Here is a 12321-nt window from a genome sequence, read left to right as displayed (position 1 = left end):
GCTCTACATGGCAGGGCGGAATAGGCGTCAGCGTCAGCAACGCCCGGTCCCAGGCGTCATTCGCGCTTGCGCGATTCCAGCAGGTCCAGGTTGCGGATCAGGCGCCGCGAGATCTCATCGGAGATCACCCCGCGCCGGGTCAACCGGAACAGTTCCTCGCGCTCGGCATTGAGGCCCGCGCTGCGCAGCTGGCGGTAGCCCAGCTCCATGCGCCGCACCTTCTCCGGGTCCACGTCGGGGCCGTCGTTGTCTTTCTCCAGGTGCCGCTGGTACAGCAGGCTCACCCGCGAGGCAGCATCGTTGTACAGCTGCACGTTCTCGGTGTTCTGGTTCATCACCAGCTGCTGGCGCATGCGTTCGACCCCGGCCAGCGCGGCCTTGGAGGACAGCTTGCGTGCCAGGTCCTCTTCCTTGCGCTCGCCCGAATCGGCTGGCAGCTGCAGGCCCTTCAGCAGCTGCGGCAGCGCCACGCTGGCGCCGACCAGCGAGAACAGGATCACCGCCGCGGCCAGAAAGATCACCAGATCGCGCGCCGGGAACGCACTGCCATCGGGCAGGAACAGCGGCAGGGTCAACACACCGGCCAGGGTGATCGCGCCGCGCACTCCAGCCACCGAGGTCGCCACCACGATGCGCCAGTTCGGCGCCTCGCCCCGCTCCAGGCCACGGCGGCGCGCGCGCAGCAGGTTCCAGCGCAGCGACAGCCATACCCACAGCAGGCGCAGCAGGATCAGCGCCAGGTTGATCACCACCACGTATACCAGCAGCCACCATGCACTCTGGTGGCCGGACTCGTTCATGGTGGTGGTGGCGCGCTCGACGATGCCCGGCAGCTGCTCGCCCAGCAACACGAACATGATGCCGTTGAAGCTGAACTGCAGCATGTTCCAGACGCCCGCGCGCTGCACGCGCATGCTGCCGGAGACACGGCCGGTCAGCTCGACGTAGCTCATCGCGATACCGGCGGCGACCGCAGCGAGGATGCCCGAGGCATGGATTTCTTCGGCGAGCAGGTAGGCCGCGAACGGAATCAGCAGGTTGACCAGCATCGCCGCACCCGGCTCTTCGCCGAAGCGGCGCCACAACCAGCGCTGGAAGGTGGACACGCCGAGGGTGACCGCCACGCCCACGGCAAGGCCGGCCACCGCCACCCACAGGAAGGTCAGCGAGGCCGTGGCCAGCGAGAAGGAGCCGGTCATCACCGCGGCCACCGCGAAACGGAAGCAGACCAGGCCGGACGCATCGTTGAGCAGCGACTCGCCTTCCAGGATGTGCATCAGGCGCTTCGGGATCGGTGCCTTGGAGGCGATCGCCCCGACCGCCACCGGGTCGGTCGGCGAGACGATGGCCGCCAGCGCGAAGCACACTGCCAGCGGCATCACCGGAATCATCCAGTGGATCAGCAGGCCGGCGCCGATCACGGTGAACACCACCAGGCCGAACGCCAGTTCGAGGATCGCGCCCTTGTCGCGGAACAGGCCCTGCTTGGGAATGCGCCAGCCATCCAGGAACAGCAGCGGCGGCAGGAACAGCAGGAAGAACACTTCCGGCTCCAGCGCATGGCCGCGGTTGAACACGCCGGCGATCACCGCGCCCAGGCCGATCTGCACCAGCGGCAACGGCAGCGAGAACGGGAGGACGCGAACCAGGTAGCCGCTGGCGACAACGGCCACCAGCATCGCCAGGACGACTTCAATGGTATGCATGCTTCTTCCAGGAAGCGGCGCGTGGGGAGGCACGAGGGCCAGCGCCGGAAACCCGGAAAAAACTACCACATGCGGCCCTGACCGCGACGGCCGGGGCCGCCGCGCGTCAGCCCCGGCTCATGCCCCGTCGAACCGGTACAGATCCATGGCCAGGAAGCCGGCATCGACGCCGGCGTCGATGCGGCGTGCGCCGAAACCGCCTTCGCCGGCCGCTCCCATCGCGAAGAACAGCGGCAGCAGGTGTTCGTCGGTCGGGTGCGCACGCTCGGCGAACGGGGCCTGCCGGCGGTAATCGAACAGCGCCTGGCGGTCATCAGCGGCCAGCCGCTGCTCCACCCACTCGATGAAGGGCCGCACGTATGGCGCTTCCTTGCCGTCCTGGTAGTCGCCCCAGTCGTGCAGGTTGTGGGTGATGCTGCCCGAGCCGACCAGCAGCACGCCTTGTTCGCGCAGTGGTGCCAGCGCGCGGCCCAGCGCGAACTGATGCTCGGGGCCGAGCAGCGGCTGGATCGACACCGGCACCACCGGGATGTCGGCCTGCGGGAACAACAGCCGCAGCGGTACCCACGCGCCGTGGTCGAGGCCACGCTGCGGGTCGATGGCCACTGTCAGGCCTGCGGCGGCGATGCGGCCGGCCACTTCTTCGGCCAGTGCCGGATCACCCGGCGCCGGGTATTGCAGTTCGAACAGCGCGCGCGGGAAGCCACCAAAGTCGTGGATCGTCGGCGGCTGCGGATGTGCGCCGACCAGCGGCTGCCGGCCCAGCCAGTGCGCCGAGGCCGTCACGATGGCGCGCGGCGGCGGCAGGTCGCGCGCCAGCTCGGCCAGGCGCACACCGACCTGGCCCGGATGCAGGGCGGTCATCGGCGAACCATGGGAGATGTACAGCGAAGGCAGGCGGGACATGGAATTCTCCAGTTGCAGGATCAGGCGGCGATCAGCGCGAACGCAGGGTCCACTTGCCATCGCCGACCAGGAACAGCACCACCAGCGCCAGCGCCCAGAACGCCGGGTATTCCCAGCCGCCGCCGGCATTGGCGAAACCGAAGCCGTTGGCGCCGTGCACGGTGACGATGGTGCCCAGCAGCAGCGGCACGCCGACCAGGCCCACCCAGCGCGCATAGATGCCCAGCAGGAGCGCGACAGTGATCACCAGCTCGACGCCGAGGGTGAGGTAGCCGAGCACGCCGGGCAGGCCCAGCGACTCGAAGAACGCTGCCGTGCCGGCCGGGGTGAATACCAGCAGCTTGGTCAGCGCATGGACCAGGAACAGCACGCCCAGTGCCAGGCGCAGCAGGGTGGCGCCATACGGGGCCAGCGGCGAAACAGGAGCGGTCGTGGCGTGCATCGGAAAGCACCTAGAAGGGAGTGGGCTCAGGTTATTGCGCCTTCACGCACCGATAAATACGATCGATTGACCGTATTTATTTCAGAAGGCGCAACAATGGACACCCTTGAGGCGATGCGCGTGTTCGTGGCGGTGGTCGAGCGCAACGGCTTCAGCGCCGCCGCCCAGGCCCTGGACATGTCCACCGCCGGCGTTACCCGCCAGGTCGCCGCACTGGAAAAGCGCCTGTCCACCCGCCTGCTCCATCGCACCACGCGGCGGGTCAGCCCCACCAGCACCGGCGCCGCCTACTACGCCCAATGCGTGCGCCTGCTGGCCGAGTTCGACGCGCTGGAGGCCAGCATCGGCGCGCAGGCGCTGGAGCCCTCCGGCACGCTGCGCATCAATGCACCGGTCAGTTGGGGCATCGCCCGCCTCGGCCCACTGCTGGCCAGTTACCGCGAACGCTTTCCGCAGGTGGAACTGGACCTGGCCCTGTCCGACCGCCTGGTGGACATGGTCGAGGAAGGCTACGACGTGGCCATCCGCATCACCCGCGAGCCGGGCCCCACCCTGATCGCCCGCCGCCTGGGCGAATCGCGGGTGAGCCTGTGCGCCGCGCCCGCCTACCTGGCCGCGCGCGGCGCCCCGCAGACCCCGCAGGACCTGCAGGCGCACGCGTGCCTGGGCTACAGCTACTGGGCCGCCGGTGACCACTGGCCGCTGCAGGGGCCGGGCGGCGAAGTGAAAGTAGCGGTGAACAGCCTGCTGCACGCCAACAACGGCGACGTGCTGCGTGAAGCGGCGATCGCCGGCATGGGCGTCATCCTGCAGCCCGACTTCCTGCTGGAAGACGCGCTGGCCGATGGCCGCCTGGTGCGCGTACTGCCGGAATGGGAGGCCTCGCCGATCGGCATCTTCGCGGTCTATACCAGCCGCAGCCACCTGGCACCGAAGGTGCGCAGTTTCATCGACCATCTGGTGGACGCCGGGGTGTAGCCGAGTCTGGCGCTTGCCGGTAGTGCCGGCCGCCGGCCGGCAATCAGACACATCCCGGTCTTGGGCGAATGCCGGCCAGCGGCCGGCACTACCGTCATGTTTCGGTCGGGTAGTGCCGGCCGCTGGCCGGCACATACGAAGCCCCGTCGTGCTTCGGTCGGGTGTGCCGGCCGCTGGCCGGCACATACGAAACCCCGTCATGTTTCGGTCGGGTAGTGCCGGCCGCTGGCCGGCACATACGAAACCCCGTCATGCTTCGGTCGGGTAGTGCCGGCCGCTGGCCGGCACATACGAAGCCCCGTCGTGCTTCGGTCGGGTAGTGCCGGCCGCTGGCCGGCACATACGAAACCCGATCAGGCGGGAACCTCATCCAGCGCGTCGATGATCTGTTCCAGCGGCGCCGGCCGCCCCAACAGGTAGCCCTGCACCTGGTCACAGCCATGCGCAGCCAGCCAGTCCAGCTGCCCCGGCGTCTCCACGCCTTCAGCGATGATGGTCAGGCCCATGCTGTGGCCCAGCGACAGCAGCGCGCGGCAGATCGAGGCATTGCGTGGATTGGTTTCCACGTCGGCGACGAAGCTGCGGTCGATCTTCAGGATGTCCAGCGGCAGGTGCTGCAGGTAGGACATGCTGGAATAGCCGGTGCCGAAATCATCCAGCGACACGCGGATGCCCTGCTCGTGCAGGCGCTGCATGGTCTGCATCGCCTGTGCCGGCTTGCGCATCAGGCTGCTCTCGGTCAGCTCCACGTGCAGCGCGCCACGGGCCAGGCCGAAATCCTGCTGGGCACGGGTGAATTCGGCCACCAGGTCGCTGTTGAAGAACTGAACCGCCGACACGTTGACCGCGATCGGCAACTCACCCCACCCGGCCTCGACCAGACGGCGCTGCGCCTTCGCCGCCGCGCGGATCACCCAGCGGCCCAGTGCCAGGATCAACCCGGTGTCCTCGCACAGCTGGATGAACTCGTTGGGCGGGATGAAGCTGCCATCGGCCTGCGGCCAGCGCAGCAGTGCCTCCAGCGCTGCCGGGCTGCCATCGCCGGCATGCCGGATCGGCTGGAAATACAGCTGGAATTCGTTGTCGATGGCGGCATGGATGCGCCCGGCCAGGCGCAGGCGGTCGGCCAGGCGCGTGGTCACGGCCGCGTCGAACCAGACCACCACGTTGCCCTCGGCGCGCGCCGCATGCGCGGCCTGCGCGGCCATGCCGATCACCTGCTCGGCCGTGTGCCCGTCACCAGCGATGTGCACGGCCACGCCGATGCGCGGCTCGAACTGGTGCAGCGAGTCCTTGCCGCGCATCGGCGCCGACACGATCTGCAGCAGGTCGTCCAGCACGCGCTGGGTATCGTGCTCGGCACCGATGGCGAAGACGAAATCCTCGGCCGGCTGGAACGCCAGCGTGCCACAGCGTGCGCCCAGGCCCCCGAGCCGGGTCGCCATCGACTGCAGCACCGCATCGCCGATCTCGCGGCCCAGCGTATCGGCCACCAGCTGCAGCCCGCGCAGCTGCACGAAGGCGATGGTGTAGCCCTCCTCCTGCTCGTCCAGCTGTTCGGTCAGGGCGCGCACATTGAGCAGGCCGGTGGCCGGGTTGTGCCGTGCCTGGTAGGCCAGGTCGCGCTCGTAGGCCAGCCGCTCGCTGACATCCTCGGCCAGCACCAGGCACGCGGGCTGTCCGTCGAAGTCGAGCTTGGACAGGTGTGCGCGCACCTCGAACACACTGCCGTCCTTGCGCCGGTGCAGGCGCACGGTCGCGTCGGGGGGATCGCCCACCTGCGCCCGCTGGATGGCACCACGCACTTCGTCCCAGCCTTCGCGCGGGCGGATGTCGAGGATGCTCATCGCCAGGAACTCGTCGCGGCTGTAGCCATACTGGCGCACTGCAGCGTCGTTGACCTCGATGAAGCGCAGCGTATCCGGGTCGAACACCCAGAACGGTGCCGGATTGCGGTCGAACAGCAGGCGGAAGCGGCGTTCCACTTCGCTCATCTGCTCGCGCGCCTGATAGCGTTCGCTCAGGTCGGTCAGCGCACCGATCATGCGCCGCTCGCTGTCGGCCACTTCCACCCGCTGCCCGCGCGCGCCGACCCAGCGCACCTCGCCCCCGGGAAGCACCAGGCGGAACACCTGGTCGAGCACAGCGCTGCCGGCGAAGGCCTGGTCAAAGGCCTGCTGCAGGCGCGCGGCATCATCGCGATGCACGCGCGCGAAGAAGTCCGCGACCGGCAAGGCGTCGGTCTGTACCCCAAAGATCTCGCGGGCCAGCGGCGACCAGCGCAGCAGCGCGGCGTCCTCATCCACGTACCAGGTGCAGACACGCCCGACCTGGTGCGCCAGGCGCAGCTCGGCGTGGCCCGTCTTCAGTTCCTCGGCCATCGCCTGCTGGCTGCGGGTGCTGCGGCGCACGGCGTACAGCAGTACCAGCAACACCGCGATGTAGGCCAGTACGATCGCCACCGACGCCTTCAGGTACGGCCACCACGGTGCGAGTACATCTTCGTCGGCCAGGCCGACCTGCACCGCCAGCGGGCTGCGTTCGAGCGTGCTGATGGTGAGGATGCGCGGCACGCCGTCGACAACGCCGGGCATGCTGCCCAGCTCGACCACTGCCTGCGTGCCGAGCAGGTCCCGGCGCGGCAGGTCATAGTGGCGGCCCACCGTGCCATGCGGATCGGGTACGCGGGCCAGCATGTAGCCCTGGGCATCGCTGATCGAGACCAATCCGTTGGGACCGACATCCAGGCCGCCGACGATGCGCTGCAGTTCGCCACAGCGCAGCCGTGCCAGCAGCCAGCGCCCATCGGCCATCGGCAGCGCCAGCGGGACCACCCAGCCCCCGTCGCTGGCACGCTGCGGCGGGCCGATGTACAGCGCGCTGCCCGAGCCGCGCCGTTGCGGATCGGTCCACAACGGCAACTGCAGGTCGCCCTTGCCGGCCGTCAATGCGCGGCCATAGCTGTCGAGCACCACGATGCTGTGCAGTTCGGCGTGCCGGCGCAGCACGCCGCCGATGGAGGCATCCAGCAAGGCCGGCGCCTGTGCCGGCACGCTGCGGAACAGTTCCGCGGCGTCGGCGGCGATGCCGGTCATGGCCCGCTCCAAGTTGCGCAGCTCCAGCGCCAGCAGGCGCTCGCTGCCCACCGCCAGCGCGCGGCTCTGCCGCTGCGCCGCTTCCAGGCGGCGGTGGTGGTCGTTGACCAGCATGAGGGCCAGACCGGTCACCAGCAGTACGCCCAGCAGCACACCGCCCCAGGTGATGGCGCGCAGCGGCCGGGCCAACGCCCGTTTCAGCGCGGGCATCGGTTGATGTTCCTTGTGCAGTCGGCTGGCTTCATGCGCGAACGAATCCTCCACGTCCCCGACCTCAACGGCCGGCGGACGCCATTCTTGACGCCTGACCCCATCCTGCATGGCCACCTCCCCGTGTCCGCGCAGGGCTCGAGGGTCCAGCATGCACCACCCCGGTGACGGCGTGAAGATCGCATCCGCACGTTCAGCCAGATCCTGCACAGGGCGGGCCCCGCAGGGGGGCGGCCAGTGGCGCCGGAGCGGATTAGACTTGGGGTTTTCCGCTGCAAGAGAAGTCCATGTCCAAGCTGCGCCGTCCCACCCTGGCGCTGGCCATTGTTGCCAGCCTGTCCCTGGCCGCCTGTGACCGCCCGGCCGACCCGGCCGTCGGTGCCACCGCGCCGGCCGATGCCGCCCCCGCTGCGGCCAAGCCGATGCTGGGCAGTTTCGGCTTCGATGCCAGCGGCATGGACCGCAGCATCGCCGCCGGCGACGACTTCTTCGGCTTCGCCAACGGCACCTGGGTGAAGAACACCGAGATTCCGGCCGACCGCTCGCGCTTCGGCAGCTTCAATGTCATTGCCGAGAAGACCCTGGCCGACACCCGCGCCATCCTGGAAGGGGCCGCCGGCAACACCCAGGCCAGCGGCGACGACAAGCTGATCGGCGACTACTACGCCGCCTACATGGACGAAGCCGGCATCGAGCAGCACGGTCTGGCGCCGGTGCAGCCGCAGCTGAAGGCCATCGATGCGATCGCCGACAAGGCCGGGCTGGCCCGCGCACTCGGCGGCGACCTGCGCGCCGACGTCGACCTGCTCAACGCCACCAACTTCTACACCGACCGCCTGTTCGGCCTGTGGGTGTCGGTGGACATGCTGCAGCCGGATCGCACCGCGCCGTACCTGGTGCAGGGCGGCCTGGGCATGCCCGACCGCGATTTCTACCTGGGCGATGGCCGCATGGCCGAACTGCGCAAGCAGTACCAGGCCTACATCGCACAGATGCTGCAGCTGGCCGGCGTCGCCGACCCGGCCGGCAAGGCGCAGCGCATCCTCGCGCTGGAAACGAAGATCGCGCAGGCGCATGCCACCCAGGAAGAAACCAACGACGTGACCAAGGGCGCCAACCCCTGGACCCAGGCCGACTTCAATGCAAAGGCGCCGGGCCTGGACTGGAACGCCTTCCTCGATGCGGCCGCGCTGGGCAACCAGCAGGACTTCATCGTGTGGCAGCCCAAGGCCGTGGCCGGCCTGTCCAGGCTGGTCGCCACCGAGCCGCTGGACGCCTGGAAGGACTACCTGGCGTTCCACGCGCTGGACCGTGCCGCCGCCTACCTGCCGAAGCAGTTCGCCGATGCCCGGTTCGCCTTCCATGGCACCGCGCTGAGCGGCACGCCGCAGCAGAGCGACCGCTGGAAGCGCGCGGTGGACGATGCCAACCATGCCGTCGGCGAAGCGATCGGCAAGCGCTACGTCGAAAAGCACTTCGACGCCAGGACCAAGGAGCGTGCGGACGAGATGGCGAAGAACATCATCGCCGCTTTTGCCAAGCGCATCGACGCGCTGTCGTGGATGTCGCCGCAGACCAAGGCGCATGCCAAGGCCAAGGTCACGGGCCTGACCGTGGGCATGGGCTATCCGGAGAAGTGGCGCGACTACACCGGCCTGGAGATCCGCCGTGATGACCCGCTGGGCAATGCACAGCGCGCCGAGCTGTTCGAGTACCAGCGCAACATCGCCAAGCTGGGCAAGCCGGTCGACCACAGCGAGTGGGCGATGCTGCCGCAGACCATCAATGCGATGAACGTGCCGCTGGAGAACCGCCTGGTGTTCCCGGCCGCGATCCTGCAGCCGCCGTTCTTCGACGGCGCTGCCGATGACGCGGTGAACTACGGTGCGATCGGTGCGGTGATCGGCCACGAGATCAGCCACGGCTTCGACAACGCCGGCGCGCTGTTCGACGAGACCGGCAAGCTGCACAACTGGTGGACCGCCGAGGACCTGAAGCAGTTCAACGCCGCCGGTGATGCGCTGGCCGCGCAGTTCAGCAGCTACGAGCCGTTCCCCGGCGTGCACGTGAACGGCAAGCTGACCCTGGGCGAGAACATCGCCGACGTGGCTGGCCTGGGTACCGCCTACGATGCCTACCAGCTGTCGCTGCAGGGCAAGCCGGGCCAGACCCTGAAAGGCTTCAGCCCGGACCAGCGCTTCTTCCTCGGCTTCGCCCAGGCGTGGCGCAGCAAGAGCCGCGAGCAGGCGCTGCGCAACTCGCTGCTGACCGATGTGCATGCCCCGGGCCAGTTCCGCGCATTGACCGTGCGCAACATCGACGCCTGGTACCCGGCGTTCGAAGTGAAGGAAGGCCAGAAGCTGTACCTGGCCCCGGACAAGCGGGTCAAGGTCTGGTGATGTAACCGGAACGGGCGCCGCAAGGCGCCCGTTTCATTTCCGGGTAGCGGCCAACCTTGGTCGGCACATACTCCGCTCTGGTGGGTGCCGACCTTGGTCGGCACGGGGTAGGAATCCACGCATGGCGTGGATCTACCTGCGGGTGATGGCAGCCATCAGCAGGGCACTCCCAGCCAACACCGCCGCAGCCCACAGATTCGCATGCAGGCCCACGCCATCCAGCAGGCGGCCACCACCCCACGCACCCATTGCGATGCCGATGTTGAATACCGCCGCATACAACGCGGTGGCGATCTCCACGGCCTGCGGCACCGCCTTCATCATCCAGCTCATCAGGCCCACCGATACACCGCCATAGGCCAGACCCCACAGCAGCAGCACCGCAATACCTGCGGAGGGCGCATTTCCCACCCACAGGAACAGCAGAGGCGTCAGCAGCAGGCCCGAGGCTATCGCCAGCAGCGTGCCCCGTGGATGGCGCGCAGCCAGCGGCCCGGCGATGAAGTTGCCGGCGATGCCAGCCAGGCCGTACCCAAACAGCAGTGCACCTATCCACGACGCATCCACGCCCGATACGGACGTCAGCAGCGGCCGCACGTACGTGAAGGCGATGAAGTGCCCGGACACCAGCAGCCCGGTCAGCCACAGGCCACGCCGCAGGTTGCGCTGGCCAAGCTGCTGCACGAACTGACGCGGCCGCACCGATGTGCTGACCGGCAACGCGGGAACCACCCGCAGATGCAGCAGCATCACCGCCGCACTGAACAACGTCATCGCCGCGAACGCGCTGCGCCAGCCCAATGCATCCCCGATCAGCGCGCCCAACGGAACGCCGAGCACCGAAGCTGCGGCCACGCCTCCGAAGATGATCGAGGTGGCCAGACCGATGCGCTGCGCAGGTACCAGGCGCGCTGCCAGCCCACCGGCAATGGTCCAGATGCCGCCCATGCAGAACCCCACCAGCACACGCGCGGCCAACAGCCAGCCGATGCCAGGTGCCAGCGCCGACGCAAGGTTGGCGACCAGCAGCAGGCCCAACAGCACACACAGGATGCGGCGACGATCGATGCCACCGGCTGCGATCACCGCAAGCGGGGCGAACACTGCCGCCAGCAGGGCGGGCAGTGAGATCATCAGACCGGCGGTGCCGGTGGACGCGCCGAGATCTTCGGCGATGGGAGTCAGCAGGCCGACCGGCAGCATTTCGGTGGTGACCACCGAGAACGTGGCGAGGCCGACGGCGGAGACCGCCCACCACGGATGGCGGGGCACAGACGCGGCATGCGCAGGCGATGAAGCGCTCACGGAATGATTCCTTCAGGAGATGTGGACGCGGCAGACGGGCGCAGCGCACGTTGCACGAGCAAGGCGAACAGCAGCACGCCACCGCCTGCCGCCAGCGCAACCACAAAACCACTGCGCACGCCCGCCGCATCGACGCTCTGTCCGGACAGCGCCGCGCCCAGCGCCACGCCGATGTTGAGGCCGGCCAGCAGCCACGTCATGCCTTCGGTCAGGCGTGCTTCGGGCACGCGTTGTTCAACCAGCGACATCGCCACGATCATCGTCGGCGCGAAGAACACCCCGGCCAGCAGTACCGCAGCGGCCAGTGCCGGCAGACTGCCGACCCACAGCAGCGGCAACGTGGTCAATGCGGTGGCCGCTGCTCCGGCCAGCAACAGGCGCGGCAGCGGCATCGGCAGCTTCAGGGCACCAAACAGCAGCCCCGCCGCGCAGCTGCCCAGCGCGTAGGCCGACAGCACCCAGCTGGCAGCTAGTGGCTGTCCGCGCAGCTCGGCCAATGCCACGCTGGTGATGTCGACGGTGCCGACGATCACGCCCATCGCCAGCATCAGCAACGCCAGCAGGCGGATCTCCGGTTGCCGCAGCAGCGAGTGCGAGGATGTTGCACCTTCGTAGTGCTGTATCGGCGGCTCGGTGCCCCGCTGCAGCACCAGTGCGGCGACGCCGGCCACCAGCAGCAGGGCGGCCGCCAGTACGCCAGCCTGTGGCCATACCGCCACCGACAATCCGACGGACAACGGTGGCCCGGCGATGAAGGTCACCTCGTCGAACACGGTCTCCAGCGAATACGCGGTCTGCAGCTGTGGTCGTCCGCGATGGGTCGCGGTCCAGCGCGCTCGCACCATCGCCGACACGCTGGGCATGCAGCCGGCCAGCATCGCCGCAACGAACAGCGTCCAGTCCGGCGCGGCCAGCAGCGTGCACGCGAGCAGCAACAGCAGACCGGCCGCACTGGCAGCAGTGGCCCATGGCAGTACCCTGCCCTGCCCGCGCCGGTCGACCCAGCGCGACACCTGCGGCGACAGCAACGCATAGGTCAGCACGAAGGTGGCCGACACCGCACCGGCCAGTGCATAGCTGCCGCGCAGCTGGGACAGCAAGGTGATGATGCCGATACCGGTCATCGGCAGCGGCAGGCGTGCCAGCAGCCCGGCCAGGGCGAGGCCGGCGGTGCCGGGGGTCGCGAACAGGTCGCGATAGGGGGTGGCCATCAGGTTCTCCAAGGCAGCGACTTGCCTGGCGCACGGGGCGCCATGACAATACATACAGGGCGTATGAAT

The 12321-nt window shown here is 68.7% G+C and carries 8 protein-coding genes; 2 read left to right on the top strand and 6 right to left on the bottom strand.

The window, feature by feature from the left end; translation table 11 throughout:
• Positions 1–56: 56 nt before the first annotated feature.
• The 3 genes from AC5P5W_RS11260 to AC5P5W_RS11250 form a co-directional block, all read right to left on the bottom strand.
• Positions 57–1706 (bottom strand): Na+/H+ antiporter, encoded by a 1650-nt coding sequence (locus AC5P5W_RS11260; RefSeq protein ID WP_046428622.1) that lies wholly within the window; start codon positions 1704–1706, stop codon positions 57–59.
• Between the two features lie 117 nt (positions 1707–1823).
• Positions 1824–2612, bottom strand: coding sequence for a dioxygenase family protein (locus AC5P5W_RS11255; RefSeq protein ID WP_197575062.1), 789 nt, complete (start codon positions 2610–2612; stop codon positions 1824–1826).
• Positions 2613–2643: 31 nt separating this feature from the next.
• Positions 2644–3054, bottom strand: a complete 411-nt coding sequence (locus AC5P5W_RS11250; RefSeq protein ID WP_046428617.1) for a DoxX family protein — start codon at positions 3052–3054, stop codon at positions 2644–2646.
• Between the two features lie 96 nt (positions 3055–3150).
• On the opposite strand from AC5P5W_RS11250, the gene AC5P5W_RS11245 reads away from it, so the two are divergent.
• Positions 3151–4032: a LysR family transcriptional regulator gene (locus AC5P5W_RS11245; RefSeq protein WP_197575063.1), complete on the top strand. Its 882-nt coding sequence runs from the start codon at positions 3151–3153 to the stop codon at positions 4030–4032.
• A gap of 353 nt (positions 4033–4385) precedes the next feature.
• On the opposite strand, the gene AC5P5W_RS11240 is transcribed toward AC5P5W_RS11245, so the two are convergent.
• Entirely contained in the window at positions 4386–7448 is a 3063-nt protein-coding gene (locus AC5P5W_RS11240; RefSeq protein WP_495221142.1) for a bifunctional diguanylate cyclase/phosphodiesterase, read from the bottom strand.
• Positions 7449–7624: 176 nt separating this feature from the next.
• Here AC5P5W_RS11240 and AC5P5W_RS11235 point away from each other — a divergent pair, with 176 nt between their 5' ends.
• A complete protein-coding gene (locus tag AC5P5W_RS11235; protein WP_197575019.1) occupies positions 7625–9736 on the top strand; it encodes a M13 family metallopeptidase in 2112 nt (703 codons plus the stop codon).
• 132 nt (positions 9737–9868) lie between these two features.
• On the opposite strand, the gene AC5P5W_RS11230 is transcribed toward AC5P5W_RS11235, so the two are convergent.
• Both AC5P5W_RS11230 and AC5P5W_RS11225 read right to left on the bottom strand, forming a co-directional pair.
• Entirely contained in the window at positions 9869–11041 is a 1173-nt protein-coding gene (locus tag AC5P5W_RS11230) for an MFS transporter (protein WP_197575017.1), read from the bottom strand.
• Positions 11038–12252 (bottom strand): MFS transporter, encoded by a 1215-nt coding sequence (locus tag AC5P5W_RS11225; RefSeq protein ID WP_049406328.1) that lies wholly within the window; start codon positions 12250–12252, stop codon positions 11038–11040. Before AC5P5W_RS11225 ends, AC5P5W_RS11230 begins: the two co-directional genes overlap by 4 nt.
• Between the last annotated feature and the right edge of the window lie 69 nt (positions 12253–12321).

The organism is Stenotrophomonas sp. YJH_SMC_123 (genome assembly GCF_059368215.1).
This window is presented reverse-complemented; position numbering and strand designations above follow the sequence as displayed.